The sequence below is a fragment of the Microvirga calopogonii genome, assembly GCF_003347665.1.
GTDB classification, from domain to species: Bacteria; Pseudomonadota; Alphaproteobacteria; order Rhizobiales; family Beijerinckiaceae; genus Microvirga; species Microvirga calopogonii.
In genome coordinates this window covers 70,415-96,529 of record NZ_QDGA01000018.1, presented here as the reverse complement: position 1 = coordinate 96,529, position 26,115 = coordinate 70,415, and the positions used below count along the sequence as shown (strand labels likewise).

General features: G+C 64.0%; 23 protein-coding genes and 1 tRNA gene. 14 read left to right on the top strand and 10 right to left on the bottom strand.

Going from position 1 to position 26,115, the window contains the following annotated elements; translation table 11 throughout:
- The first annotated feature begins 46 nt into the window (after window positions 1-46).
- Entirely contained in the window at window positions 47-676 is a 630-nt protein-coding gene (locus tag DDF70_RS15850; protein ID WP_114945831.1) for a hypothetical protein, read from the top strand.
- 69 nt (window positions 677-745) lie between these two features.
- Here the strand turns inward: DDF70_RS15850 and DDF70_RS15845 are convergent, their stop codons facing one another.
- The 4 genes from DDF70_RS15845 to DDF70_RS15830 all read right to left on the bottom strand — a co-directional run bounded on the left by DDF70_RS15845 (window position 746) and on the right by DDF70_RS15830 (window position 6,505).
- Window positions 746-2,452 carry an FAD-dependent oxidoreductase gene (locus tag DDF70_RS15845; protein ID WP_114945830.1) on the bottom strand — a complete coding sequence of 569 codons (1,707 nt, stop codon included), beginning with the start codon at window positions 2,450-2,452 and terminating at the stop codon, window positions 746-748.
- A 73-nt stretch (window positions 2,453-2,525) separates the two neighbouring features.
- Complete coding sequence (locus DDF70_RS15840; protein WP_114945829.1) at window positions 2,526-3,041, bottom strand: phosphate-starvation-inducible PsiE family protein; 516 nt, start codon at window positions 3,039-3,041, stop codon at window positions 2,526-2,528.
- 127 nt (window positions 3,042-3,168) lie between these two features.
- The gene (locus DDF70_RS15835) at window positions 3,169-6,033 is read right to left on the bottom strand and encodes an ATP-dependent Clp protease ATP-binding subunit (RefSeq protein ID WP_114945828.1); all 2,865 of its coding nucleotides are present in this window, start codon (window positions 6,031-6,033) and stop codon (window positions 3,169-3,171) included.
- Window positions 6,034-6,259: 226 nt separating this feature from the next.
- Window positions 6,260-6,505: a hypothetical protein gene (locus DDF70_RS15830; protein WP_114945827.1), complete on the bottom strand. Its 246-nt coding sequence runs from the start codon at window positions 6,503-6,505 to the stop codon at window positions 6,260-6,262.
- A gap of 569 nt (window positions 6,506-7,074) precedes the next feature.
- Between DDF70_RS15830 and DDF70_RS15825 the strand changes: the two genes are divergently transcribed.
- Together DDF70_RS15825 and lon are read left to right on the top strand one after the other, a co-directional pair.
- Window positions 7,075-7,479 (top strand): Hsp20/alpha crystallin family protein, encoded by a 405-nt coding sequence (locus tag DDF70_RS15825; protein WP_114945826.1) that lies wholly within the window; start codon window positions 7,075-7,077, stop codon window positions 7,477-7,479.
- 12 nt (window positions 7,480-7,491) lie between these two features.
- Window positions 7,492-9,903, top strand: a complete 2,412-nt coding sequence (gene lon / locus DDF70_RS15820; protein ID WP_425374081.1) for an endopeptidase La — start codon at window positions 7,492-7,494, stop codon at window positions 9,901-9,903.
- Window positions 9,904-10,381: 478 nt separating this feature from the next.
- On the opposite strand, the gene DDF70_RS15815 is transcribed toward lon, so the two are convergent.
- From DDF70_RS15815 to DDF70_RS15805, 3 genes are all read right to left on the bottom strand, one after another.
- Entirely contained in the window at window positions 10,382-11,224 is an 843-nt protein-coding gene (locus DDF70_RS15815; protein ID WP_114945825.1) for a slipin family protein, read from the bottom strand.
- The gene (locus tag DDF70_RS15810; RefSeq protein WP_114945824.1) at window positions 11,221-12,597 is read right to left on the bottom strand and encodes an NfeD family protein; all 1,377 of its coding nucleotides are present in this window, start codon (window positions 12,595-12,597) and stop codon (window positions 11,221-11,223) included. The genes DDF70_RS15815 and DDF70_RS15810 overlap by 4 nt, the downstream gene beginning before the upstream one ends.
- A 477-nt stretch (window positions 12,598-13,074) precedes the next feature.
- Window positions 13,075-13,164 (bottom strand) — tRNA-Ser (locus DDF70_RS15805).
- Between the two features lie 211 nt (window positions 13,165-13,375).
- Here DDF70_RS15805 and DDF70_RS15800 point away from each other — a divergent pair.
- Window positions 13,376-13,696 (top strand): PetM family of cytochrome b6f complex subunit 7, encoded by a 321-nt coding sequence (locus DDF70_RS15800; RefSeq protein WP_114945823.1) that lies wholly within the window; start codon window positions 13,376-13,378, stop codon window positions 13,694-13,696.
- Between the two features lie 89 nt (window positions 13,697-13,785).
- Entirely contained in the window at window positions 13,786-14,445 is a 660-nt protein-coding gene (gene msrA / locus DDF70_RS15795) for a peptide-methionine (S)-S-oxide reductase MsrA (RefSeq protein ID WP_114945822.1), read from the top strand.
- Window positions 14,446-14,524: 79 nt separating this feature from the next.
- Here the strand turns inward: msrA and mepA are convergent, their stop codons facing one another.
- Window positions 14,525-15,436, bottom strand: coding sequence for a penicillin-insensitive murein endopeptidase (mepA, locus tag DDF70_RS15790; protein WP_114945821.1), 912 nt, complete (start codon window positions 15,434-15,436; stop codon window positions 14,525-14,527).
- 203 nt (window positions 15,437-15,639) lie between these two features.
- The gene (locus tag DDF70_RS15785; protein ID WP_114945820.1) at window positions 15,640-16,800 is read right to left on the bottom strand and encodes an SDR family oxidoreductase; all 1,161 of its coding nucleotides are present in this window, start codon (window positions 16,798-16,800) and stop codon (window positions 15,640-15,642) included.
- A 404-nt stretch (window positions 16,801-17,204) separates the two neighbouring features.
- Here DDF70_RS15785 and DDF70_RS15780 point away from each other — a divergent pair, with 404 nt between their 5' ends.
- The 9 genes from DDF70_RS15780 to DDF70_RS15740 all read left to right on the top strand — a co-directional run bounded on the left by DDF70_RS15780 (window position 17,205) and on the right by DDF70_RS15740 (window position 24,681).
- Window positions 17,205-17,615: a PRC-barrel domain-containing protein gene (locus tag DDF70_RS15780; RefSeq protein ID WP_114945819.1), complete on the top strand. Its 411-nt coding sequence runs from the start codon at window positions 17,205-17,207 to the stop codon at window positions 17,613-17,615.
- 119 nt (window positions 17,616-17,734) lie between these two features.
- Window positions 17,735-18,652, top strand: a complete 918-nt coding sequence (locus DDF70_RS36620) for a hypothetical protein (protein ID WP_162820428.1) — start codon at window positions 17,735-17,737, stop codon at window positions 18,650-18,652.
- Window positions 18,653-19,022: 370 nt separating this feature from the next.
- The gene (locus DDF70_RS15770; protein ID WP_114945817.1) at window positions 19,023-19,889 is read left to right on the top strand and encodes a DMT family transporter; all 867 of its coding nucleotides are present in this window, start codon (window positions 19,023-19,025) and stop codon (window positions 19,887-19,889) included.
- Window positions 19,886-20,977 carry an ATP-dependent DNA helicase gene (locus tag DDF70_RS15765; RefSeq protein ID WP_114945816.1) on the top strand — a complete coding sequence of 364 codons (1,092 nt, stop codon included), beginning with the start codon at window positions 19,886-19,888 and terminating at the stop codon, window positions 20,975-20,977. The genes DDF70_RS15770 and DDF70_RS15765 overlap by 4 nt, the downstream gene beginning before the upstream one ends.
- A 98-nt stretch (window positions 20,978-21,075) precedes the next feature.
- Window positions 21,076-21,249 carry a DUF1328 domain-containing protein gene (locus DDF70_RS15760; protein ID WP_114945815.1) on the top strand — a complete coding sequence of 58 codons (174 nt, stop codon included), beginning with the start codon at window positions 21,076-21,078 and terminating at the stop codon, window positions 21,247-21,249.
- A 212-nt stretch (window positions 21,250-21,461) separates the two neighbouring features.
- A complete protein-coding gene (locus tag DDF70_RS15755; RefSeq protein WP_114945814.1) occupies window positions 21,462-22,550 on the top strand; it encodes a TRAP transporter substrate-binding protein in 1,089 nt (362 codons plus the stop codon).
- A gap of 147 nt (window positions 22,551-22,697) precedes the next feature.
- Complete coding sequence (locus DDF70_RS15750) at window positions 22,698-23,318, top strand: hypothetical protein (protein ID WP_162820427.1); 621 nt, start codon at window positions 22,698-22,700, stop codon at window positions 23,316-23,318.
- A gap of 86 nt (window positions 23,319-23,404) precedes the next feature.
- A complete protein-coding gene (arsC, locus tag DDF70_RS15745) occupies window positions 23,405-23,830 on the top strand; it encodes an arsenate reductase (glutaredoxin) (protein WP_114945812.1) in 426 nt (141 codons plus the stop codon).
- 71 nt (window positions 23,831-23,901) lie between these two features.
- A complete protein-coding gene (locus DDF70_RS15740; RefSeq protein ID WP_114945811.1) occupies window positions 23,902-24,681 on the top strand; it encodes an SDR family oxidoreductase in 780 nt (259 codons plus the stop codon).
- A gap of 25 nt (window positions 24,682-24,706) precedes the next feature.
- Here DDF70_RS15740 and DDF70_RS15735 read toward each other — a convergent pair whose 3' ends face one another.
- Window positions 24,707-25,942, bottom strand: coding sequence for an MFS transporter (locus tag DDF70_RS15735; protein WP_114945810.1), 1,236 nt, complete (start codon window positions 25,940-25,942; stop codon window positions 24,707-24,709).
- Between the last annotated feature and the right edge of the window lie 173 nt (window positions 25,943-26,115).

Genomic DNA, 26,115 nt, shown 5'->3' with positions numbered 1-26,115 from the left:
GAATGAGTGATCGGAAGGATCGAGGATCTCACCCAAGGAGGCAATCTTGTCGCCTGAATGGATCTCGGCGCTGGCCAACCTCATGACAGGCCTGGCAGCCGTCGTCGCCGGCTGGGCCGGCGTCCGCGGGCTCAATGCCTGGCGGACCGAGATGGTCGGCCGGCGCAAGACTGAGCTCGCCGAGGAGGTGCTAGCGGGGTTCTACCGGGCTAGGGACATCCTAACATGGGCGCGCTTTCCCGCCTCGGATGACAACGATGGTGAGGAGGATGATCGCCCTAGAACGAGACTGGAGGACGAGGAGCTTGAACGGGGCGAGATCTTCACGCCCGTTGACCGTCTGACCAAGGAGAGCCAAGTGTTTTCCGAGCTCCAAGCGAGTCGGTACCGCTTCATGGCCTATTTTGGAGAGGAGGCCGCCCAGCCCTTCGAGGAGATTCGGGCCATTCACAGCGAGGTCATCGACTCGGCCCACAACCTGATCCGCTCCTACGGCCAGGAGCAGACGGGCTCGGAGGAAGCGAGGCGCAACCAATGGGAAGCGGCGATTGGCTGGGGTGAAAAGGGCGGTGACACTCTCAGGAGGCGGCTTGATCTAGCGATTAAGGCCATTGAGCAGACTTGCCGTCCCCTGATCGATGAGCGCCATAAAACGCGCCGCAATGGTCCCGTTTGAGGCCTTGGACATATTCACAAGGGCCCGGCAATTGAGCCTGTGTGATGAGCTGGGGCAAGCTGGCGTTCATCAGCCTCGCTCCCTGCGCTCCCTTGCCGTAGGTAGCGGCACAGATGCATTTGAGAGAACGGTATGGATATGAGCCACCACCCCCGCGCCTTCACCAATTGCGGAGCCGACGCGCTTCACTGATCCCGCACGAACATCACCGACCGCGAACACATTGGCGACTTCCGCTTCCAGCGGAAAGGGGCGTCTTGGACCGCTTTCTTCCATTATGCCGGTGGTTGGGAGAGCGGCACCTGTGCGAACGAAGCCGTTGGCGTCCAGGCCCACGCCGCAGCCCTTGAGCCAGCCCGTTGCCGGATCTGCGCCGATGAAGATGAACACGTTGCGGATCGGCTTCTCCTTCTCCGCTCCGGTGACGCGGTTGCGCCACCAGACGTGCTCAAGCTGCCCCTCCGGCGAACCCGAGATGGCGGTGATCTCGGTTTCGGTCAACACTTCAATGTTATCTGCAGCCGCAATCCTGTCGATCAGGTATTGCGACATGCTCTCGGCGAGACTGGGCCCACGGACCAACATCCATACCTTCGCGGCGAAGTCCCTCAGAAACACCGCCGCTTGCCCGGCAGAATTGCCACCACCCACAAGGGTCACTTCCTCGTTCCGGCACAGGCGTGCTTCGATGGGCGAGGCCCAGTACCATACGCCGCGTCCCTCGAACTCCCGCAGGCGAGGAATGTCAGGCCGTCGATAGCGGGCGCCCGAGGCGACAACCACTGTGGAGCCTTTGATCCGCCGGCCGTCAGCGAGTTGAATGCCATACGGTATTTGCGAGCAATCGAGGCCGACTGCTTCGGCCGGGATCACCATCTCGGCGCCAAATTTCTGCGCCTGGACGAAAGCGCGTGCCGCGAGCTCGCGGCCAGGCGTGCCGGTCGGAAACCCCAGATAGTTCTCGATTCGGGCACTCTCGCCCGCTTGGCCGCCAAAGGCGACCGCATCCAGGACGATGACCGACAATCCCTCCGATGCGGCGTAAACTGCCGTCGAGAGACCGGCAGGCCCCGCGCCGACGACCACAACGTCATAGGTTCGATCCGGAGCATCGATGGGCACCATGCCGAGTGCCTGCGCCAGATCGCGCTCGGACGGATTCCTGAGGATCGCCCCCTGAGGGCACACGGCGAGGGGTAGGTTCTTCTGATCCGGCGTGTAGCGCTCGATGAGGGTCGCCGCATCACGGTCATGGGCGGGATCCAGCACCTGGCATGGATAGCCGTTGCGGGCCAGGAAACCTTGCAGGCGAACCACACCGGGATCGGTTTCATGACCGATCAGGACCGGACCGCCTGCGCCCGTCTCGATCAGCACGATGCGCCTGAGAATGAGCGCCCGCATGATCCTGTCGCCCAGTGCGGGTTCGGCGATCATCAAGGCCCGCAAGTTTTCGGGCGGAATGAGAAGCGCCTCCACATTGCCGGTGGCGTGAACATCGACCAGCGACGGGCGGCCGGACAATTGGCCCACCTCGGCGACGAAGTCGCCGGGTCCCAGCTCGACAATGGGGGACAGATGTCCCCAAGGGTCACGTTGATCGACCCGGACTGAGCCGGTGATGAGGACGAACATGCCCGGAGCAACATCGCCGGTGACAAAGAGCGGCTCACCTGCCGCATGGCGTCGGATCTCGCCGAAGCGGCGCAGGCGGCTGATGTCCGCAGTCCCAAATTTCGGAAACATCTGCTCGTCGCGAGGGTCAATGGCTAGCATGAGGAGCCTTGTTTTTCACAGTATGAAACGATCGGGCCGAGTGGCCGCACTGAAATTCAGGAGCTGCTCCGGCCTAATCGGCAGTCCCTCGGGCCTGATCCGGCTCGGCGGTATCTTTCCTGTCCTGGTCGCGCACGAGCCAATGGACCGAGCCAAGTGCCAGGATAGCCGCGGCCAGTCCGAGGATGGTGAGCGGGTCGGTCTTGCTCGCATCCAGGATGATGAATTTGCGCACGAGCGCCAGCAGGGCAATCAGCACCACTGTGCGCACCTGCACGATGCTTTCCTTGCGGTGAAGGATGCTGATGATCGAATGGTTGAACTCCAGGGCGATCAGTACCGTGAAGATCATGCCAAAGACTGCCTGGAACACGCCCGTCTCCGCCGGGTCGAGAAGTCCGGACAGCACCAGCATGAGGATGCGGAAGCCCAGGTGGATCACTGCGGCCGCGATCACCAGCCCGATAAGGCTGGTTAGCACCAGCGAGATCATCTGCTCGAAACGCTCGTAGGTGCTCAGGCCGGGCCAAGCCTCGCGGGTCTCGCGCAGGGCGCGGTCCATGGTCCTCGCGGGCCGGCCAGTTCCCATCGTGGAGCGGGGATCGTCTCGCTCCGTCCTGGGGCGGTCTCCCTCGTCCGATAGCTGCCTCATGTGTGATCTGCCGAACTCAGGTGCTTGCTTCGCCGCGCGTGCTGCCAGGTGCGCCTCCTTGTCCTCACTCGGCGGCCGTCCTGCTGTTGCCGGCCCCGCGCTGGGCTTCCCGGTCCAGCTCGACCGCATTGCGGTGGTCATCGGTCGCGGCCGTGGCCTTTGTCGCACCCTCTGCCTTGGGCTGAGGCTCCAGCACCACCCTCTGCTGGTCTCCGTCCCAGCGCGCGAGCACCCGGTCACCTTCCTGAACCTCGTTTGCCAGCATCGCGCGGGCAAGCTGGGTCTCCAGCTCGGAGCGAATGAGGCGCCGCAGTTCGCGGGCTCCGAACTCCGGCCGGAAGCCGGCGGCCGCCAATTGGTCGACAAGGCTGCCGTCGATATCAAGCTCGACGCCTTGGCCATGGGCGGTGTGTTTCACCCGCTCTAGCTGGAGCTCGACGATGGAGCGGATCTCGCTCCGCGCCAGGGCATGGAAGACAATGATCTCGTCGATGCGGTTGATGAACTCCGGCCTGAAATGGCCGCGCAGCACATCCATCAACTCGCGCTTCAGACGGGCCTGATCGTCTTCGGCTGTGCCGCGCAGGTTGAGGTGGCGCTGGATGATGTCGGAACCCAGGTTCGACGTGGCGATCAGGATCGTGTTGGTGAAGTCCACAACGCGACCCTTGCCGTCGGTCAGGCGACCGTCGTCGAAGACCTGCAGAAGGACATTGTAGACGTCCGGGTGGGCCTTTTCGATCTCATCCAGCAGCACGACGGAGTAGGGGCGCCGGCGCACACGCTCGGTCAGCTGCCCGCCCTCCTCGTAGCCGACGTAGCCGGGAGGCGCACCGATCAGGCGGGCGACCGCGTGGCGTTCCATGTACTCCGACATGTCGAGGCGGATCATCGCGTCCTCCTCGCCGAAGACGGTCTCGGCGAGAGCCTTCGCCAGCTCCGTTTTGCCGACGCCGGTGGGGCCGAGGAACAGGAAGGTCGCGATGGGTCGGCGCCCCTCCCGCAGGCCAGCGCGCGCCAGACGCACGGCGTCGCTGACCGCCCTGACCGCCTCCTCCTGACCGATCACGCGCTGGTGCAGGCGCTCTTCCATCTTCACGAGGCGCTGGCGCTCCTCGGTTGTGAGTTCGTTGACGGGCACGCCGGTGAGCTTGGACACCACCTGTGCGATATGTTCCGTGCGTACCTCAGTCGAGGCCGAGCCGCGTTCCCGCCGCCAACGTTCGGTGGCGTCCTGGAGGTCCTTGTTGCGGGCATCGTGCCGGGCCTGGATTTCCGAGGCGCGGTCGAAGTGCTTGCGGGAGGAGGCGTAATCCTGCTCGCGCTTGAGCTGGCGTACCTCGGCCTCCATTTCCTGCACGTCCACAGGCCGGGCGGTGGCCGAGATCTTCACCCGGGCGGCGGCTTGGTCGATCAGATCAATGGCCTTGTCGGGCAGGAAGCGTCCGGTGATGTAGCGGTCGGACAGTTCGGCCGCCGCAATAATGGCCTCGTCTGTGATCGTGACCTTGTGGTGCGCCTCAAGCGTATCCCGCAACCCTCGCAGGATCATGATGGTCTGGGCGACAGTCGGCTCGGGCACAAACACCGGCTGGAAACGGCGCTCCAGGGCGGCATCCTTTTCGATGTGCTTCTGATACTCGTTCAGCGTCGTCGCACCGATCAGGTTGAGTTCGCCGCGGGCGAGTGCAGGCTTGAACACGTTGGCGATGTCGAGCCCGCCTTCGCCGCCGCCCTGCCCGGCGCCCACGATGGTGTGGATTTCGTCGATGAACAGAACGAGCTCGTCCTCGCGCTCGGTAACCTCTTTGAGAATCTGCTGGACGCGCTCCTCGAACTCGCCCCGATACTTGGAGCCGGCCACCATGGAGTTGATGGACAATTCCACGAGGCGCTTGTCGCGCAGGCTCTCCGGCACTTCGCCCGCAACGATGCGCTGGGCAAGACCTTCGACGATGGCGGTTTTGCCGACACCCGGCTCGCCGATGAGGACCGGGTTGTTCTTCTTGCGCCGGGCCAGCACCTCGATGGTGGTCTCAATCTCCTTGGCGCGGCCGATCACTGGATCGAGCTTACCGTCGCGGGCGAGCTTGGTGAGATCGCGCGAGTACTTGTCGAGGTTGGGGGTGTTGGTGGGCGTGTCGACGCGCCCTTCCTCGGCGCCGCGGCCGACCACCTTGGTGACCTGCTGACGGATGGCCTGCGGCGTGAGGCCGTAGCGGTTCAGGACATCAGGTGCGATGCCTTCCCCCTCCTCGGCCAAGCCGATGAGCAGGTGCTCGGGTCCGACATAGGAGTGACCGAACTCGCCGGAGACCGAGAAGGCGCGCGAGAGAGCACTCTTCACCCGGGGCGAGACGCCGATCTCGCCGCCTTCTTCCGGGTTGAAGTCGCCGCGCGGACTTTCCTGGACGATCTGATTGCGCAGATCGTCGAGGGAGACCTTGAACTGGTCGAGGATGGTGCGGACGACGTCACTTTCGGTCAGAGCGAGCAGGAGATGTTCGGTGTCGACCTCACGGCGCCCGAAGTCCCCGGCCCGCCGGGCAGCCGATTGGAGAATCTCCTCAGCATGCTCGCTCAGACGGTCCGCCACGCCTGCTGCCGCGCCGCGGCCGCGGGTGCGTCCACGTCCGGACCGGACCGGAATGGGCGTGCCGCCATCTCCGGTGTCGGAAGGCTCATCGGCAAATCTCCCTGCGCTGCCGCGCGGGCTCTCGCCGAAGAAATCGTCGCCGAAGAAGTCGTCGAACAGGCTGCCGCGCTCGCCGAAGAGGGACTCCAGCGGCGAACTCGGCCGCTGTTGCCGCGCCAAACGCCGGTAATCGACGTCACAGAGCTCCATGGTCTGACGCTGGCCGTTGCTGACCACCTGCGCTCGAACGGTCGCAGGCCGGACACCACAGATGTCACACAATCCGTTTGCCATGGTATGCCTCCATGCTGGCTATCCCGCGCTGTGGTCGGGCGTTCTGTGTTTTCAGCAGACGCTCGCCGCAGCACACCGCTTCGGCGCGATTTGTGGAAGGTAACAGTTGCGAGGGCCTATACGCATACCGGTCGATTCCTGAGGGAAGGTACGTGGCTGGAACCAAACAGCGTGGGCCAACTTCCATCAGCCCACCCTTGCATCACAGAGCAGCCGATGCCGGTGGTCAGTCGTCTTCCGGGTGGAAACTACGGCCCTGGATCGCATCAAAGTCTTTCGCGGTTAGTTCGACCGTCTCAGCGTCAGGGGTGATGAGAAAGCCTGCGTCTTTCAGCTCCGCGATGGCCACCGCGACCCCGGGATCCGTGCCGAAGCGGTGATCCAGGGTGGCACTCGTGATCCGGGCACCGGGCCGCAAGTGGGTCTCGCGAAACAGGTCCAAGATCTCGCAGACGATCTCCCGCAGGCTCATTGGTCCGTATCCTTCTGACTACGGTTTGGCCATGGTCGCGGACAACCTGTCAGGCACCATCTGGCTCAGCGTGCTTCAGCGACCGTATCCGTGAGGACAAGCCCGAGTCTGTCCCGTCCGCCAGTTGGGCCACCTCCTCAAGAGCATGGTTCCAGACCGTCCACGCTTCTCTCGTGCGATGAAGAAGGGCCGAGATGCGTCCCGGTCCATGCTGGCGGATCGCTGGCGGGAAACGACTCCAGGCTGGCTTCGTCCGCCGGGTCGATGTCATCGGGTCTCGGTTCGTTGGTCCGCATGGTTTCTGCCGGGGCAGCACCGACACCATCTCTCACCGATCGGTCCAGCCATGTTGAGCCCTGATGCCGCACGGGTTGACCGTCAGGGCGAACGCCTCCATGGGCAGCGTGCCGGTGACATCGATTTTGATTCATGCGTTTCGCAATCACGAACCAAACGGCCTGCCGATGCATTGACGAGGTTGCATGCTCCAATCGGTCTTGTCCCCGGAGCGTCCGCGACCCTGACGCGGAAGAACAGACCCCGGGCCCGGACCACAAGCTAAGGTATGCGTGGCCATGCGAGATCCGGCAGACTGGATGCTCTCGGAAGCGATTGAGGCCCTTGCCCGCGCCGAGCGGCTGCACCGGCAGATGTTCCAACCGCCCTCGGCGACCCGCCGACCCGCCTGGGAACCCCCCGTCGACGTGCTTGAGACCGAGCAGGAGGTTCTCATCCTCATTGCTCTGCCCGGCGTGGCGCCGGACCAGGTCGAGACGGTGATCGAGGACGGAACCCTCGTGGTCGCCGGTCGCCGCGTTCTGCCGCCGCAACTGCGCACCGCCGTGATCCACCGGCTGGAGCTGCCGCAGGGCCGGTTCGAGCGGCGCATTCCCCTGCCGCCAGGTCGCTATGACGCCGTCCGGCGTGCCGCCGGAGACGGGTGCCTGGTTATCAGCCTCCGCAAAGCGGTTTGAGGAGCATCCGTCATGATCGTCTCACATGATATGCCGCGCGCGGCCGAGGACGGTACAGGCCCTGGTTCGGACAACTCCGCGAACGCTCTTCCACCGGATGGCGTTCTCATCGTACCCGTGCGCAACACGGTCCTGTTTCCGGGAACTGTGTTCCCCATTGCGCTCGGCCGTGAGCGTTCCATCGCCGCGGCCCAGCAGGCGGTGAGGGAGGAGCGTCAGATCGGCCTCCTGATGCAGCGGGACGCGGAGCTGGCCGATCCGGCCGCGGTTGATCTGCACAGAACCGGCACCGTCGCCAACATCCTGCGTTACGTGAATGCACCTGACGGCACGCACCATGTCGTCCTCCAGGGCGAGCAGCGCTTCCGGGTCACCGAGTTCGTGAAGGAGCGGCCGTTCATCGTGGCGCGGGTTCTCCGGATCGAGGAGCCGGGGATGCTGACACCGGACATCGAGGCCCGCTTTCTTCACCTCCGGCAGCAGGCACTTGAGGCGCTGCAGCTCCTGCCGCAGGTGCCACAGGAGCTCGTTGGAACGGTGCAGGCCGCCACCACGCCTGGGACTTTGGCGGACCTCGTTGCGGCTTATCTCGATGTCGGTGCTGACCAGAAGCAGGAGCTTCTGGAAACCATTGATCTCACCGCGCGGCTCGACAAGGTCTCCCGCCTGCTGGCCGAACGGATCGAGGTCCTACGCCTGACGCAGGAGATCGGCCGTCAGACCCGGGCCACCCTGGACGAACGTCAGCGCGAGGTGATCCTGCGCGAGCAGATGGCGGCGATCCAGCGCCAGCTGGGCGAGGGCGACGGGCGCGGCCAAGAGGTTCAGGAACTCACAGAGAAGATTGCGAAAGCCACCATGCCGCCGGAGGTAGAGGAGCAGGCCCGCCGCGAGCTGCACCGCTACGAGCGCATGCCGGAAGGCGCCATGGAGGCCGGGATGATCCGGACCTACCTCGATTGGCTGGTCGAACTGCCTTGGGCCCTGCCCGAGGAGAAACCCATCGATATCGTGGAGGCGCGCCGCGTTCTCGACGAGGACCATTTCGGGCTTGAGAAGATCAAGCAGCGCATCATCGAATATCTCGCCGTGCGCAAGCTCGCCCCGAACGGAAAGGCGCCGATCCTGTGCTTTGCTGGTCCGCCCGGCGTCGGCAAGACGTCCCTTGGGCAGTCGATTGCCCGTGCCATGGGGCGGCCCTTCGTGCGGGTCAGCCTCGGCGGCGTCCACGACGAGGCGGAGATCCGCGGTCACAGGCGCACCTATGTGGGCGCTTTGCCGGGCAATATCATCCAGGCGATCAGGAAGGCTGGCGCGCGCGATTGCGTGCTGATGCTGGACGAAATCGACAAGATGGGACGCGGCGTCCAGGGCGATCCCTCCGCGGCCATGCTGGAGGTGCTCGACCCTGAGCAGAACGCCACCTTCCGCGACAACTATTTGGGCGTTCCGTTCGACCTCTCGCGCGTGGTGTTTATCGCCACCGCCAACATGCTCGACACCATTCCGGGGCCCCTGCGCGACCGCATGGAGATCATCACTCTGGCTGGCTACACCGAGGACGAGAAGCTTCAGATTGCCCGGCGCTACCTGGTTCGGCGCCAGCTGGAGGCGAACGGGCTTAAGGCCGAGCAGGCCGAGATCAGCGACGAGGCCTTGCGCCGGATCATCCGGGATTACACCCGCGAGGCCGGCGTCCGGAACCTGGAGCGCGAGATCGGCCGGGCCCTGCGCCACGCCGCCGTGCGGATCGCCGAGGGCAGCGCCGAGCACGTGCGCATCGACGCCGGGGAGCTCCCCGCAATCCTCGGTCCGGTCCGCTTCGAGGACGAGGTGGCGATGCGCACCAGCGTGCCAGGGGTCGCCACAGGATTGGCGTGGACCCCGGTGGGCGGCGACATCCTGTTTATTGAGGCCAGCCGTGCGCCAGGCAAGGGCGGCCTTATTCTCACGGGGCAACTCGGCGATGTGATGCGTGAGAGCGCACAGGCGGCGATGACCCTGATGAAGAGTCGCGCCGCTTCATTCGGCATCGATCCCGCCCTGTTCGAGAAGAGCGACATCCACATCCACGTTCCCGCGGGAGCCACTCCGAAAGATGGCCCAAGTGCGGGCGTGGCCATGTTCACGGCGCTGGTCTCGCTTCTGACGGGCCGAACGGTGCGCAGCGACACGGCCATGACGGGGGAGATCAGCCTGCGCGGGCTTGTCCTACCGGTGGGCGGGATCAAGGAAAAGGTCACGGCGGCCGCGCGGGCGGGGCTCACCCGGGTGATGCTCCCGGCCCGCAATCGGCGCGACTTCGAGGATATCCCCGAGGATACGCGGGCGCGGCTTGAATTCATTTGGCTGGAGCGGGTCGACGAAGCCATCGCGTCTGCCCTGGAGGACAAGCCGACGAATGTGCCGGATGCTGCCGAGTAGCCGTATCTTGCCGGACATCATGCACCCTGCTGTGTTGACGCGCTGTAGGCGAGAGGCCACGCATGGCGAAAGCACGAAAGCTTTATTGCAGTCCGCGATGATCGTTGCCTCAAGGGGCGTGCCGACATCGACGCCGTGATCCTGATCACGCGCCCGGGCCGGAAGACTCAGGCCGTGAAGATCGCCGGGCCATTGGCGCAGGTCAGCGATGCGGACCTCGTGCAAGCCGCAGCCCATTGGTCATCACTCTCCGACGCAGGAGCAAAATAGCGGGGCCTCAGAAGTTTCGTAAGGTCTGGAACTGGCACGCCTGAGACCTCAGCTCGAAGGCAGCAATCCTCATCAAACCGGACGTTCCGAAAACGTATGTAATCTCTGTTCCTGACCCTGAGCCGACATTCAGTCCCGAAATTGGATTGGCACGATCCTTTACATGCAGACGAGGCTTCGCCTGCCTGCATCTGCCGGCACGGGATCCTCAGGCGCGCTTCGCTCCAAGGCTGGCCACCCCTGATTCACGAGCACTGTCTTGAGAGCTGGCTGCGTTCGAAGGATCCACGATCTGGCTCGCGACCCCGTTCCGGAGTTGAGCCAAAAGGTCGATGGGCAGCGGGAATACAATGGTCGATGAGCGCTCGCTGGCAATATCGTGCAGAGCCGCGAAGTAGCGCAGTTGCATGGCACGCGGCTCAACCGCGAGCAGTCGTCCGGCTTCCACGAGCTTCTCCGCCGCCTGTTGCTCCCCTTCGGCGTTGATTACCTTGGCTCGCCGCAGACGCTCGGCCTCGGCCTGCTTTGCAATGGCACGGACCATGCTCTCGTTGATATCCACATGCTTGATCTCCACATTGGCGACCTTGATCCCCCAGGCATCCGTCTGTTGGTCAAGGATCTGCTGGATGTCGGCATTGAGACGATCGCGCTCCGCCAGCATTTCGTCGAGTTCGTGCTTGCCCAGCACCGAGCGCAGGGTGGTCTGCGCCAGCTGGCTCGTCGCAGCCATGTAGTTTTCGACCTTGACGATCGCCCGTTCGGGGTCAACGATCCGGAAGTAGATCACAGCATTGACCTTCACCGAGACATTGTCGCGGGAGATGACATCCTGGGGCGGCACGTCCTGCACGATCACCCGCAGATCAACTCTGACCATCTGCTGCACGAAGGGAACAAGGATGATCAGTCCGGGACCCTTGACGCCCGTGAACCGACCGAGGGTGAACACGACCCCGCGCTCGTATTCCCGCAGCACCCGGATGGCCGCAGCCAGAAAGCCCACAATGAGCAATGCGAGGACCAGATAGGCGACATAATCAAAGATCATGGCTGTCCTCCCGAACTCATGGCTGCTGCCGGCGTGCGGCGCACCTCAAGCATCAGGCCCTGGATCCCAGCGATCTGGACATGCTCGCCCGGGGTTAGAGGCTGAGAGGCTCGTGCCTGCCAGCGCTCGCCGAGGGCGAGCACATGGCCCTCCTGGCCTGTCCAGTCGAGCACTTCTGCAGGCTGCCCGAGCATGGCAGGGGTGCCGGTGCGGATCGGCTGGTGGCGTGCCCGCCAGACATAGCCGAGCGTCAGTGTGAGGAGTCCGAAGCTGGCTGCCAGGGCTCCTCCGAGGACCGTCCAGGAAATCTGGAACTCGGGCGCGTCGGTGTCGATCAGCATCATGGCCCCGAGCAGGAAAGCCCCAAGACCGCCCAAGCCCAGAACCGCGGTCGGGTTGAAGGCTTCCGCCACCAGGAAGGCAAGGCCAAGCAGCATCAGCGCGAGGCCGGTATAGTCCACTGGCAACATGTTCAGGGCATACAGGCCAAGGACGAGGCAGATCGCGCCGGTTACGCCAGGCGCGACCGTCCCGGGATTGCTGAATTCGAAGATGAGGCCGTACACGCCGACCATCATGAGGATGAAGGCGACATTCGGGTCGGTGATCGTCGCGAGCAGCCGAATGAGCCAGCTCGGTTCCTCATGGCGGATCGGGAGGCTGGCGGTGGCGAGCCGCCGGCGCTCGCCCAGCACCTGCACTTCGCGTCCATCAATACGAGTGAGCAATTCCTCCGGCGTTTGGGTCACAAGATCAATCACGCCCTTGCCCAGTGCCGCCTGCGCCGAGAGGCTGGCCGCCTCTCGCACAGCTTCTTCCGCCCAATCGGCGTTCCGGTGCCGAAGCTCGGCGAGACTCCTGATGAAAGCGACCGCATCATTGGTCATCTTCGCGCTCATGGCATCCTTCGTCTCTGAACCGGAGTGGTTACTGCCGTCCTTGTCCTTTGCTGGTTCTGGAGAGGGGAGCGTGGATGGGCCGCCGATCTGCACCGGGGTTGCAGCCCCGAGATTGGTGCCGGGCGCCATGGCGGCTACATGGGCCGCGTAAAGGATATAGGTACCTGCGCTGGCCGCATGGGCTCCGGCGGGAGCCACGAAGCCGATGACCGGCACGGGCGAGGCCAGCACGTCCGCGATGATCTCACGCATGCTTGTGGCCAATCCTCCTGGGGTATTGAGGCGCAGGATGACGGCCTCGACCTGTTGAGGGTTTGCGGCGAGCAGTGTGTCCCGGACGTATTTGGCGGTTGCAGGACCGATGGCTCCGGTGATTGCAATTGAAGTCACGTACCGGTGCGGGTCCGTCTTGGAGGCCGTGTCCGAAGCGCTCACTGAGGCCCAGGCCGTCAGCACGATGACGGCTGCCAGCATTCGGATCAGACGCTCCAGGCACACGCACCAATCTCCCAGGTGGCGAGCCCCTTATGCCTCTGGGTTCAATTGTAGCATCAATCGGCCCGGTGAGCATCAAGCTATGCGGAGTGCCCGGTCTAAAGAGATTGTTTCGCTGCTGGGCTTAGCTTGGCCTTTAACAATATTAGGGCCGGTGCGAACGGAATCCGGGAACATCCGGAAATGGCAGATTTCGGACCTTGGTCGAAGCTCCGTTATCGGACGAAATGCAATCATTGGTCCAAGGGAACGCCGCGCACCCGCACGTCACGCCACAACCGGACTGGGTGATTTTCAGGCGGAGAAGAGAGGCGCAATTAGGGTCGAAAGGGCCTTCTCCGAAGCCAAGAGAACGCTTCTCAGAGAATGTCTCCGTCGAAATTGGCACAAGAATTCGGGCACTTAGAAGAAAGCGCCTGGGAAGAGAAAATATAAAACTTTCAGGTGCTTAGATAATGGCGGAGGGAGCGGGATTCGAACCCGCGATACGGTTTCCCGTATACACACTTTCCAGGCGTGCGCCTTCAACCACTCGGCCACCCCTCCAGCATGAGCCTCACAAGGCTCCAGGAACCTCGGCCTCGTCGTATGGGACAGGCCGGTCAGGTTCTCCGCGTTCTCGTCAGCGGAGCGCTCGTGTATCGCCAAACCGGGGGGAAAGGCAAGACCGAACTTATGACAAATTAGCCTGAATCGCCTTTGCCATTGCGACAAAACGCTCTAGATAATTCCCCTCTGTTCATAGAGGTATCCTCCCTTGAAGTTCCTAGCGCGTAGCCTCGGCCTCCTGCTCATCGCGGCGGGGTTTATTGGACTGGTGATCGACGGCACACGATCCATCGTCAACAATGCTGTATCGTTCGAATCCATCGGCAAGGTGGCAGGAATCCTGTCTCCCAACGGGCTGGCCGATCTGGAGGGCAGCATCGCGCAGCGCGGCTACCCCTGGCTGTGGGATCCGATCGCCACCTACGTCCTGCAGATGCCCGCGTCGGTCACGGCCTTCCTGCTGGGGGCGCTGCTGATGTGGCTCGGACAGAAGCCCCTCGAACCGATCGGCTATCTCGCCGGCCGCTGAGCCCGCTCTTTCACGGGAAGGTGACGGTTTAGGCTCTCCCGAAAACGCGCAGGAGTGCTTACATCAGCGAGGTCACGCGAGGGACCTCCATGTTCAGCTTCCGCAAACGACTCGACCTGCCGAATGCCGCCGAGGCTCTGCCGGGCCGCACCAGCCCGATCCCGACGGCCGAAAAGCACTTCATCAACCATCGTGCGCTCCAGCCGCCCTATCCCGAGGGAATGGAGAAGGCCGTCTTCGGCCTCGGCTGCTTCTGGGGCGCGGAGCGCAAGTTCTGGCAGCTGGGCGACGGCATCTGGATCACCGCCGCGGGCTATGCCGCCGGCATCACGCCGAACCCGACCTACGAGGAGGTCTGCTCCGGCCTGACCGGGCACAACGAGGTCGTGCTGGTGGTCTTCGACCCGAAGGTGATCTCCTACGAGACCCTGCTGAAGACCTTCTGGGAGAACCACGATCCGACCCAGGGCATGCGCCAGGGCAACGACATGGGCACCCAGTACCGCTCCGGGATCTACGTGTTCGACGAGGCGCAGAGGAAGGCCGCTGAGGCTTCCCGGGCGGCCTACGGCGACGCGCTTGCCGCAAAGGGCTACGGGCCGATCACGACCGAGATCCTCGATGCGGGGCCGTTCTACTTCGCCGAGGATTACCACCAGCAATATCTGGCCAAGAACCCGAACGGCTATTGTGGCCTCGGCGGCACGGGCGTGTCGTGCCAGATCGGCGTCGGCGTCGCGGCCGAATAAGCACAGTCGCTTTCCGAAAGTCTGAAAGAACGGCCTGCGTCCTTCCGGGGACGCAGGCCGTTCCTGTTTCAAGCGGGCGTCAGGGCGCTTCGAGAACGCTGCGGCATTCGTTGGGCAGTTGCGCCAGGGTCAGGGGCGGACGGGGCTTGCCGGGCTTCGGATGCAGCATCTGCGGCGTGAACCACGCGTTGAGCTCCGCGCCGCAGCCGTCGCCGTTCGGCGGCGGGTCCTGGTCCGAGCAGCCGGCGTCGCCGGCCGGGCAGGCGAGGCGGATATGGAAATGGTAGTTGTGGCCCCAGATGGGCCGCACCTTCGTCAGCCAGGAGCGGTCGGCGCCCGCCTCGCGGCAGAGGGCCCGCTTGATCGCCGGGTTCACGAAGACCCGGGCGACGCTGCGTTCCTGGGCGGCCGCGCGGATGAGTGCGGTGTGCTGCGGCGTCCACTTGTCCGGATCGATGTCGAGCAGGTCGTCGCGCACGACGTTGGTGGCCGACATCTCCTCCCGCTCGGCCCGCGAGAGGCGGCGGTTCGGCATAGGCGTGAGCCAGATGTCGGCATCGAGGCCGATCTGGTGCGAGGCGTGGCCCGTGATCATCGGCCCGCCGCGCGGCTGCGAGATGTCGCCGACGAGAAGGCCGGGCCATCCGTTGATGCTCGGAAGACGGGTCGCAAACCGCTGCAGGAATCCGATCATCTGCGGATGGCCCCAGTTGCGGTTGCGCGACAGGCGCATGACCTGCCAGTTGTCGCCGTCGATCGGGATCGCGGCCGCGCCCGCCATGCATCCCCGGGCATAACCGCCGATGGAGCGGGAGCGAAGATCGGCCGGCGTCGTGCGCCGACCGAAGAGTTCCTTTGCCGCGAGATTGGGATCATCGGGATTGGCGAGCGGCGGCAGCGGCTTCGGGTTGAGAGTGCCCTTGTCCTGGGCGACGGCGGAGCCGCCGGCGAGAAGCGCGAGCGCGATGGCGAGAGAGCGAATCGGAATCATGCGGCAAGGCTAGCCTGGAGGCGTCGAGTTCGGAACGGACCGGATGCGGCCATCTTGTCGCTCTTTCGAAGGTTGAGGGGGCGCGTTGAAGGATCCCACGTCATGGCCGGGCTTGTCCCGTCCATCCCGATGCGGTGAGGCTCGGCGTTCCATGCCGTCGGGATCACCGGGACAAGCCCGGTGATGACGTGGAGAGCCAATCCTCAATGCCTCGGCTGCGGGCGGCCTTCGTTGGGGCCGCGCTGGCTGACGTGGCCGGGACCGAACGTGCGCTTGTCGTGACCGTTGCCGGTGCGGCGCATGGTGGGCTGGTAGCGCGGCGTCGGCCGCTTGAACCGCTTCGGGCGTGGGCTCGCCGTCAGGGACGGCAGGAACAGGGCCGCGATGCCCGCTGCGAGCCCGGCCAGCACGGCGGCCGTCGCGAAGGGGTGCAACTGCGCTTCGAGGAGCAGGCTCGTCTTGCGCGGCTCGCCGGGGAGGGACGAGTACATGTCGCCGTCCTGGCGGGCGCGATAGAGGTTGTCCCGCATTCCGGGGCGCTCGGGCTGATCGGTGGTCTGCGAAGAATAGCCGGTCCATTCCATCGCCTTGTCGATGAGGTGCGGCGCGACCTTGCCCATGGCGCCGATGACCCAGCCGCCGAACCCGATGGTGATCTCGCGGCGGTGATGTTCGGCGGCGTACACGATCGCCTTGGCGACGAGATGCGGATCGTAGGACGGCGGCGGAACGGCGTTGCCCCGGTCGAGATAGTTGCGGGCATGTTCGACATACGGCGTGTCGATGGAGGACGGCTTGATGAGCGTGACCGAGATCGGCGCCTCCTGGTTCGCAAGCTCCATGCGCAGGCCGTCCGTGAAGGCCTTCACGGCATGCTTGGCCGCCGAATATTGGGTCTGCAGGATCATGGTCCGCTCGGACAGGACGCTGCCCACATTGACGATGGTGCCGCCTCGCCCGCGCAGGTGTTCCGCCGCGATCATCGAACCGTTGACGACGCCCCAATAGTTCACGTCGAAGAGCTGGCGCTGATCCTCCATCGGGATGTCGGTGAGATTCCCGTAGATGGCCACTGCGGCATCGTTCACCCAGGTGTCGAAGCCGCCGAAGGTCTCGATGGCCGTGCGCGACACCCGTTCCAGGTCCTCGCGCTTGCTGACGTCGGCAGCGACCGCGATCGCGCGCGTTCTCCCGTGGCTGAGCTCGTCGGCGATCTTGCGAAGGGCATCCTCGTTGCGTGCGACCAGGATGAGGCCCTTGGCGCCGCATTCGGCGAACAGATGAGCCGTCGCAAGTCCGATGCCGCTCGATGCGCCAGTGATGACGACGACCTGGTCCCCGACCGGCTTCTGGCGAACCGCCATGGCACTCTCCTTAATCCTCAAGTTTCGTAAACGTGGGTCAACGTGAGGTCGGGGAGGGGGGGTCCTACGGCAGCGCTTGCCTCGAGGTGGGGGGCATACGGCGAGCTCAGCACGGGGATCTGGAGGGGCGTTCTCAAGAACGGATGCATGGAATGAACGCCGGTGCGGGTGCCGCACGGTCTCCCCATGTCCTCGCAAAAGTCTTGGAAAGCCTGGACTTTCTGCCCCGAACCGGAACCTGCTTTTCAACCCGAGCGTTGCCTTGGCGCATCGTGCGGAAAGATGGATCCGGTTTTCCGCATGGACGATGCGCCGATTTAACATGAAGCATCGGACTTGACCCCTGAGCCGGGTCCTCTTTTGGGTCCGGTGCCTTGGATCTCACACAGGAAGGGAGCGCAGTGATGCAGACGACGGCACAGAGCAGCGATGTTCGCGAAACTCACAGCCTGATCGCCAGCGACAAGGTCGAAGGAACGCCGGTGCGCCGCACGGACGGCGAGAAGATCGGAACCATCGAGCGCGTGATGATCGAGAAGCGATCCGGCAAGGTCGCCTATGCGGTCATGAGCTTCGGCGGCTTCATGGGACTCGGCGAGGAATACTACACACTTCCCTGGAGCGTCCTGAAATACAATACGGAGCTCGATGCCTATGAGCTGAACCTCTCGGAGGATCAGCTGCGCGGCGCGCCCCGCCGCAGTGCGGAGGGCCATGACGCGTCGTACGATCGCGAATGGGAAGAGCACGTCCACCGCTACTACAACGCCACGCCCTATTGGGGCGGCAGCGACCCGATGAGCACGGGCCGATAATCGGTCCGCAGCCCCTTAAAGCAAAATCGCCCGGCTTTCGCCGGGCGATTTTCTATGCGCAGGCGCCGGGCGACAGGAGCGATCCCATCCCGGCGCTTGCGGCATGGGCGTCTTAGCGCTTGCGCGACTTCGACGGGCTCTTGCGAGCGCTCGAGGACCGCTTCGCGACCTTGGCCGACTTCTTTGTGGCGGAGGTCCGGCTCGAAGCGGCAGCGGCGCGCTTCGTGGTCGACTTGGAGGCGCTGCGCGACTTCGCAGGCGACTTCGCCGCGCTGCGGCTGGTGCTGCGAGCAGCCGTCTTCCGAGCCGTGGTCGAACGGGCCGAAGTCGAACGAGCCGAAGTCGAACGAGCCGTGGACTTCTTTGCTGCCGACTTGGCCGGAGCCTTCCGAGCGGTGGTCTTCTTGGCGACCGTCTTCTTGGCAGTGGTCTTCTTCGCTGCCGACTTGGCCGACGAACGGGCCGTGGTCTTCTTGGCAGCGGACTTCGCCGTGGTCTTCTTGGCGACTGCCTTCTTGGCAGTGGTCTTCTTTGCGCCGGACTTGGCCGAAGATTTTGCGGCCGACCGGGAGGTCGACTTCGCAGCCGTCTTCTTGGCCGTCGTCTTCTTGGCAGCGGCCTTCTTGGTGCCGGCCTTCTTGGCGGTGCTCGTCGAGCTGCGGCGTGCGCTGCTCTTCTTAGCGGTCTTCTTGGTGCTGGTCGCACCGGTGTCACCCGTGAACAGCATCGTCAGCGGGTTCTTGGTATCTGTCGGCATTGCCGCCTCCTTCAAGGGCCTTCGCGTGCAACCGTCACGCTTGCAAGGCAACGTCGTTATACCAACGGGGTTCCGATTATCGAAAAGTCTAGACAGTAGAACGGCCACTTTTTCTGTGGATATTTTGCTCGGCAAGTCTCTCTGCTCTTGCAGATCGAAGACTCAATATCGGGTTCAAGATGAGGCAGTTAGAGACTCTTCCTCAGTGCCGTCGACATCGCTCTCCATGATCGAGCGCTATCGTGGCGATCGAAAAAGCTTTTTCATGGCAGTGACTTAGATCAATGATAAAGAAGACGTTAAACGTCCTCCGAGTATTCGAGCGTGTTCAGGCGCGTTCAACGTCGCGTTCAAAAACCTCTCCACTTGGAGAGGGTCGAAAGCGGTTCCCGCACCGGTCGGAGACGTCGCGCATGAAGCGCCAAAAAAATCGTCGAGCGGAGTCGAAAACAGGTCCGCATGTCGTCGCATGCGTCGAGAATCACGTGCCATGACTCGTGCGTGAGGTGATGACCGGATCTCCCCTCGCGACCCGTTCTCGCGTTCATGCGTCGTGTGCGCCTTGGTCGCTGCAGGTCACATGACGATGGAGGCTTCACGCAATCGTCGAGCCGGGTTAAGCGAGGAGGCCTCACATCGGTTGGACCGCCTTGCCCCATCGCAGCATCCTCGCCGTCGTCCTCTGGATGAGCGGCGCGCTCCTCTCCTTCTCCGCAACCGCCATCGCGGTGCGCACGCTTGCGCCCACCTTCTCGATCTTCGAGATGCTGGCCGTGCGCAACGCCGCCGGCGTCCTGATCCTCCTCGCGCTCGCGCTTTTCAAGCCGGAGCTGCGGTCCGGTCTGAAGCCCCGTCGCTTCCCGCTGCACCTGGCGCGAAACGTCCTGCATTTCCTCGGCACCGACGGGTGGGCTTTCGCCCTCACGCTTCTGCCGCTCGCGACGGTCTTCGCGATTGAATTCACCACGCCGGCCTGGGTCGCCCTGCTGGCGATTCCGCTGCTCAAGGAGCAGATGACGCGCGGCCGTCTCGTGGCCATCGTGCTCGGTTTCGCGGGCATTCTCGTGATCCTGCGTCCGGGGCTGGAAACCTTGCAGCCGGCCAGTTTCCTCATGCTCGGCGTCGCGTTCAGCTTCGCCCTCGTGGCGATCCTGACCAAGCGCCTCACGATGACGGAAAGCACCTTCTCGATCCTGTTCTTCATGAACCTGCTGCAATTGCCGATGAACCTCGTGGGCGTGAGCCGGGCCTTCTGGCTCCAGGTGCAGCCGTCGCATGCACTCGGCCTCGTCGGTATCAGTGTCGGCGGCCTGCTCTCGCATTACTGCCTGACCAATGCCTACCGGCGGGGCGACGCCACCATGGTCGTGCCGCTCGATTTCATGCGCATCCCGCTGATCGCCTTCGTCGGCTGGCAGTTCTATGGCGAGGCGCTCGATCCTTACGTCTTCCTCGGCAGTGGGATCATCATCCTGGGCCTGCTCTACTCTCTGCATCGCGAGGCGAAATCCGCATGACCTGGTCGCCGCAACAGGACGCCGCCCTGAAAGCCGTCGCCGAGTGGCTTCGCCGTGGCGACCGCCCGGTGTTCCGTCTCTTCGGTTACGCCGGCACGGGCAAGACGACGCTCGCCAAGCACATTGCCGAGAACGTGGACGGCGAGGTGGCTTTCGGCGCCTATACGGGCAAGGCAGCACTCGTGCTGCGCACCAAGGGCTGCACCGACGCATCGACGATCCATTCGATGATCTACCGCTCGCGGGAATCGGATGAGAACGGTCCGCAATTCGTGCTCAACCGCCAGAGCCCGGCCTCCAAGGCCGATCTCATCATCATCGACGAATGCTCCATGGTCGACGAGGAGCTGGGTCGCGACCTCTTGTCCTTCGGTCAACCCGTTCTCGTGCTCGGTGACCCGGCGCAGCTGCCGCCGGTGAAGGGCGGCGGCTTCTTCACGGAGGGTGAGCCCGACGTGATGCTGACGGAGGTCCACCGGCAGGCCAAGGACAATCCCATCATTCATCTGTCGATGCAGGTCAGGGAGGGAGGACGGCTGGAGCCGGGCACCTATGGCGAGAGCCGCATCATCCGCCGCCGCGAGATCGACGCCGCCGCCGTCATGGAGGCCGATCAGGTGCTGGTCGGCCTCAACAAGACCCGGCGCCTCTACAACACGCGCCTGCGCGAACTGAACGGCTACCGCGATCCCATGCCGGCGGCGGGCGAGAAGCTCGTCTGCCTGCGCAACGACAAGACCAAGGGTCTGCTCAACGGCGGCACCTGGAGCATCCAGGCTTTGCGCGGCATCCGCAACGATTTCATCCGCATGGATGTGCTGCCCGATGACGATGCCCGCCGCCGTTCCGTGGAGGTGGCCGTGCACAAGGCCTTCTTCGAGGGGACGGAAGAGGAGGTGCCGTTCGTCCTGCGCAAGGAGTCGGACGAGTTCACCTACGGTTATGCCCTCACCGTGCACAAGGCCCAGGGCTCGCAATGGGACGACCTCGTGCTCTTCGACGAGTCCTACGCCTTCCGCGAGCATCGCAGCCGCTGGCTCTACACGGCTCTGACCCGCGCGGCCGAGAAGGTGACGGTCGTCATCTGACAGGAGCTGCCAGGCATCTGTCAGGAGCCTGTTCGGAACCGGATCGGGCGCCGGCGCTTATTGTCTTCAGCTGAGCTGTATGAAGTCGAGGTGCGGATATGCTGAAATGGGCCCTGATCTTTCTCGTCGTGTCGCTGGTCGCCGGCGCCCTGGGATTCACGGGAGTCGCATCCGGCGCCAAGACCGTCGCCAAGGTCCTGTTCGGCCTGTTCCTCCTGGGCTTCGTGATCCTGATCCTCATCGCCTGGGGCGCGGGCGAGCTGATTTTCTGACGACTTTGTCCATTTGATCGCCCGCAGGTTCCAAGCCTTGCTCTGGAACCTGCTCACGCATGCGCTGAACGCATGAAGTCCCTGCTTCGGAAGCCCTCCCTTCTTTCCCTCGTGTCGCTATAGGGGCGTCTCAACTATTCGTTTGAGTGCGTCGCGTTGAAACTTTCTGTCTCATGTGCGCCTTGAAACGTCAACGAACGAAAGGGACGCTCATGAAACGTCGTGCATTCCTCCAGGCCGCCACCCTCGGTGCCGCCGCCGGAGCCGTCGCGAAGCCCGCCATCGCCCAGTCGAACCCGGAAGTTCGCTGGCGCCTGACCTCGGCCTTCCCGAAATCCCTCGACACCCTGTTCGGCGGCGGCGAGACCTTCGCCAAGCTCGTCGCGGAAGCCACCGACGGCAAGTTCATCATCCAGACTTTCGCGCCCGGCGAGATCGTCGGTGCTCCGCAGGCGCTCGATGCCATCGGCGGCGGAACGGTCGAGATGGGCCATACCTGCTCCTACTATTACGTGGGCAAGGATCCGACCTTCGCCATCGGCACCACGCTGCCCTTCGGCCTCAACTCCCGCCAGACCAACGCATGGCTCTATCACGGCAACGGCAATGCGCTGCTGAACGACTTCTACGCCAAGCACAACGTCTACGCTCTGCCGGCAGGCAACACGGGCGTGCAGATGGGCGGCTGGTTCCGGAAGGAGATCAAGACCGTTCAGGACCTCCAGGGCCTCAAGATGCGCATCGCCGGCCTCGCGGGTCAGATCATGGGCAAGCTCGGCGTCGTGCCGCAGCAGATCGCCGGCGGCGATCTCTACCCGTCCCTGGAGCGCGGCACCATCGATGCCGCCGAATGGGTTGCGCCTTACGATGACGAGAAGCTCGGCCTCAACAAAGTGGCGCCGTACTACTACTATCCGGGCTTCTGGGAGGGTGGTCCCGCCATCCATTTCTACATCAACCTGCAGAAATGGAACGAGCTGCCGAAAAACTACCAGGCCGCGGTCCAGGCAGCAGCAGGCTATGTGAACGTCGACACGCAGGCCAAGTACGATGCCAAGAATCCGGCCGCCCTGCGCAGCCTGATCGGCAACGGCGCGCAGCTGCGCCCCTTCTCGCAGGAGATCATGGAAGCAGCCTACAAGGCCGCCAACGAGGTCTATGATGAGATCTCGGCCAAGAACCCCGACTTCAAGAAGATCTACGACAGCTACAAGGCGTTCCGCGGCGAGGAATATCTCTGGTTCCAGGTGGCCGAGTACGCCTTCGACACCTTCATGATCCGTGCGCGTGCCCGCGGCTGATTACAGGAAAGGTGGGCTTCGGCCCGCCTTTCTTCTTGAGCGGCGGCTGATTCACCCGCCGCTGTTCCGCCGTCGGATTTCAAGGCAACCGTTGCAGTTCCAGGGCGTTTCCCATGACGTGAGGGGTCGTTCCCCCTGGAGGGTCCTGTGGGCAGCATGATGTGGCGGGGAGTATGGTCGGGCAGACTTGCTCTTGTGGCGGGCCTTGCCATGGCCCCCATGGCGCAGGCGGCCAACGATCCGCTGGACGGAGTCGGCGGGACCGAGCCGATCCAGGCGCGGTTCGACGCTGCCACGCACCAGACACAGGTCTCCGGCAGAGTGGCGCCGGATCTCTGCTTCTCCTTCGCCTTGCCGGAGGAATGGCGTCTCACGGAAGCTGGCCTGAAGGCCGTCGTGTCGAATGCGGATCTCTCGATCGCACTGCGCTCGGCCGATGAGCTTCGCGACATGCCGCAGCCCGATCTCGCGATCCGCGATGCCGCCGCCCTGCAGCGGGATTACGAGCGGATGCTGGGCCGGCCGGCGCAGTCGGTGTCGTTGTCCTCGGAGGCAGGGGCAACGCGTTGGTCGGCGACTTGGATCGATGCCAGCCTGCCCGCCGCTTCGCATGCCATGACGGTCGAGACCCTGATCGTGCCGCTCTCGAGCGAATGGGTGCTCGAATTGTCCCTCTCCGGGGTCGAAACACGCGAGGCCTACGATGCTCTCACATGGCGCCTCCTAGCACGGTTGAAGGTGCAGGGCAGGGCAGCCTGTCAGAGCTGACCTCTCCGAACGGTGCCGGTTGTTCGCCGTCCTTGACCTATGATGGCATAACGACGAATGGTTTCACGCAATTGCAAGGATCGGTCATGGACGTGATCATCTACCACAACCCGCAATGCGGGACGTCCCGCAACACCTTGGGTCTGATCCGCAATGCCGGGATCGAGCCGCACATCATCGAATATCTGAAGACGCCACCGACGCGCCTGCTCTTGCGCCAGCTGATCGCACGCATGGGGATGAGCGTTCGCGACGTGATCCGCGAGAAGGGGACTCCCTATGCGGAGCTTGGGCTCGACGACCCCTCCTTGAGCGACGATCAACTCCTCGATGCAATGATGGCGCATCCGATCCTGATCAACCGGCCCATCGTGGTTACGCCCCTCGGGGTCAGGCTCTGTCGCCCGTCGGAGCGTGTGATCGACATCCTGCCGCCGCAGCAGGGCGAGTTCGTCAAGGAAGACGGCGAGCCGGTCACCGATGCTTCCGGGCGACGCGTGGGCTTGGCGTAGAGCAATGGGAACAAGCCGCTCTTCCTCCGGTTCAGGGACAGGACAATCCCATCCGAAGGAAAGGCAGCACCATGGAGCTCCAAGGCAAGGTCGCGCTCATCACGGGGGCAGGTTCGGGCATCGGGAAGGCGACAGCCCTGCGGTTCGCGCGTGAGGGCGCCATGGTCGGTGTGCTGAGCCACACTGACGATGAAATCCGAGAGGTCGCAGAGGAGATCGAGCGGGCAGGCGGCACGGCCATGGCGCTGGTGGCCGACGTCGCTGATGAAGGCCAGATGCGCAAGGCGGTGGCCGATCTGGTGCAGGCCTACGGCCGGCTCGACATCGTTTTTGCCAACGCGGGCATCAACGGCGTCTGGGCTCCCATCGACGAGCTTCAGCCTCAGGAATGGGACCGCACGATCAACACGAATCTGCGCGGCACCTATCTCACGCTCCATTATGCCGTACCGCATCTGAAGAAGGCCGGAGGCTCGATTGTCGTCACGGCTTCCATCAATGGATCCCGCACCTTCACGAGCGCCGGCGCGACCGCTTATTCCGCCACGAAGGCGGCCCAGGTCGCGATGACGCAGATGCTGGCGGTCGAGCTCGCCAAGCACAAGATCCGCGTGAATGTGGTCTGTCCCGGCAAGATCGACACCGAGATTTCCGACAACACCGACAAGCGGCATACGCAGGAGGCCGAGGTTCCAGCCGAGTACCCGGCCGGTTCGATCCCGCTGACCGGCAAGGAGCCCGGCACGAGCGAGGAGGTTGCCGAACTCGTGCTCTTCCTCGCTTCCGATCGTGCACGTCACATCACCGGCACGCCGGTGTGGATCGATGGCGGTCAGTCGCTCCTCGTGTAAGTAAACCCGCCATCGGCCGGGGCGCCTACGGCGCCTCCAGCTGCGTTCCAACCGGAACGGTGGGCTCCGGCACGAAGCTTTCCTTTTCCTCCGTTGGGAGCGAGGCGCGCTGCAAGCTGCGATAGGCGCCCCAGATCGCCATGAGAGCCTGGGCTGTGATGACGACATAGAGAAGGCCGAGCCGTCCGAACTCCGTCATGGCCATGCCCGAGATCACCGGGCCGATGGCTGCGCCGATACCTTGCAGGATCAGGAGACCGCCGGCGGCAGCCACGAACTCGCCGGATTTCACCATGTCGTTCACATGCGCCGTGACGATACTGTAGGTGGGGATCACGCTGCCGCCGAAGATGGCGACATAGAGGAAGAGCAGCCACACCGAGACCGTCGGCGGCACGAAGTGGATGAGCGCGAGAAGGATTGCCGCCGCCATGCCCGAGGCACCAATGATGACGTGCCGCCGGTCCATGCGGTCCGACAGCCAACCAAGAGGATAGGTGGTGGCAAAGCCGCCCAGCGTGCCGCAGGCCATGAAGATGGCGATCTCCACCGTATCCAGGCCGCGCTCCTGAGCCCAGATCGGGCCGAGCGCGAAGAACGAACTCGTGGTGATGCCGCAGAGAACCGCTGCCACCACGCCGAAGGGCGATTGCCTGTAGAGCTGCCTCAGATTGATCTTCGTGTCGCTGACGGCGTGGGCGGGCGCGGTCGCCCGCGACAGGGCCGTAGGCACGAGGGCGAGCGAGATCAGAATGGCGACGAAGCAGAACAGCCGATAGCCGTAAGGATCGCCTGCGGGCAGAAGCATCTGCCCTCCAATCCCGGCGATCAGACCCGTCATTCCGTAAACGCTCAGAACCTGCCCGCGCGTCTGCGCGTCGGCCGCGGCGTTGAGCCAGCTCTCGACGACGATGAACAATCCCGCGAAGCAGAAGCCGGTCACCGCGCGTGCGGCAATCCAGACCGGCGGATTGATCACGAGCAGATGCAGCAGGGCGGTCGAGGCGGCGATGGCCGCAAGCGCGGCAAAGGTCCGCGTATGGCCCACCTGCTGGATCACGCGCCCCGCGTAGAGAGAGCCCACCACTATCCCGCCCCAGAAGGCGGAGCCCACGGCGCCGATCTCCGTCGGCGTGAACTGCGCGATGCTCCCGCGCACGCTGAGCAGCGTGCCCTGCAGGGTATTGCCGATCTGCATGAGAGCGTAGCCGAGAAGAAGGGCGAAAAGCGTCGGCAGCGTGGCCCGCAGGGACGAAGGCATGGGTTCTCCTGAAAAGTGAGATCCTGTGGCTCGGATGTGCGGTTTGCGAAAGGTTCGGTCGGAACGGACGAGCCGAAGCCCGGCGTCCGAAGACCCCGTTCCTTCAGCATACGACCATTCGTCAGGCCGAGGCCCCGTGCCTGTGTTGAACTCTGGGATGTGGGGCCGGTTCC

What these genes read in the sequence shown, in the direction of transcription:
- DDF70_RS15845 (WP_114945830.1), bottom strand. Translation starts at nt 2,452, where the DNA reads ATGCTAGCCATTGACCCTCGCGACGAGCAGATGTTTCCGAAATTTGGG.
- DDF70_RS15840 (WP_114945829.1), bottom strand. Translation starts at nt 3,041, where the DNA reads ATGGGAACTGGCCGGCCCGCGAGGACCATGGACCGCGCCCTGCGCGAG.
- DDF70_RS15835 (WP_114945828.1), bottom strand. Translation starts at nt 6,033, where the DNA reads ATGGCAAACGGATTGTGTGACATCTGTGGTGTCCGGCCTGCGACCGTT.
- DDF70_RS15830 (WP_114945827.1), bottom strand. Translation starts at nt 6,505, where the DNA reads ATGAGCCTGCGGGAGATCGTCTGCGAGATCTTGGACCTGTTTCGCGAG.
- lon (WP_425374081.1), top strand. Translation starts at nt 7,492, where the DNA reads ATGATCGTCTCACATGATATGCCGCGCGCGGCCGAGGACGGTACAGGC.
- DDF70_RS15815 (WP_114945825.1), bottom strand. Translation starts at nt 11,224, where the DNA reads ATGATCTTTGATTATGTCGCCTATCTGGTCCTCGCATTGCTCATTGTG.
- DDF70_RS15810 (WP_114945824.1), bottom strand. Translation starts at nt 12,597, where the DNA reads ATGCTGGCAGCCGTCATCGTGCTGACGGCCTGGGCCTCAGTGAGCGCT.
- msrA (WP_114945822.1), top strand. Translation starts at nt 13,786, where the DNA reads ATGTTCAGCTTCCGCAAACGACTCGACCTGCCGAATGCCGCCGAGGCT.
- mepA (WP_114945821.1), bottom strand. Translation starts at nt 15,436, where the DNA reads ATGATTCCGATTCGCTCTCTCGCCATCGCGCTCGCGCTTCTCGCCGGC.
- DDF70_RS15785 (WP_114945820.1), bottom strand. Translation starts at nt 16,800, where the DNA reads ATGGCGGTTCGCCAGAAGCCGGTCGGGGACCAGGTCGTCGTCATCACT.
- DDF70_RS15780 (WP_114945819.1), top strand. Translation starts at nt 17,205, where the DNA reads ATGCAGACGACGGCACAGAGCAGCGATGTTCGCGAAACTCACAGCCTG.
- DDF70_RS15765 (WP_114945816.1), top strand. Translation starts at nt 19,886, where the DNA reads ATGACCTGGTCGCCGCAACAGGACGCCGCCCTGAAAGCCGTCGCCGAG.
- DDF70_RS15760 (WP_114945815.1), top strand. Translation starts at nt 21,076, where the DNA reads ATGCTGAAATGGGCCCTGATCTTTCTCGTCGTGTCGCTGGTCGCCGGC.
- DDF70_RS15755 (WP_114945814.1), top strand. Translation starts at nt 21,462, where the DNA reads ATGAAACGTCGTGCATTCCTCCAGGCCGCCACCCTCGGTGCCGCCGCC.
- arsC (WP_114945812.1), top strand. Translation starts at nt 23,405, where the DNA reads ATGGACGTGATCATCTACCACAACCCGCAATGCGGGACGTCCCGCAAC.
- DDF70_RS15740 (WP_114945811.1), top strand. Translation starts at nt 23,902, where the DNA reads ATGGAGCTCCAAGGCAAGGTCGCGCTCATCACGGGGGCAGGTTCGGGC.
- DDF70_RS15735 (WP_114945810.1), bottom strand. Translation starts at nt 25,942, where the DNA reads ATGCCTTCGTCCCTGCGGGCCACGCTGCCGACGCTTTTCGCCCTTCTT.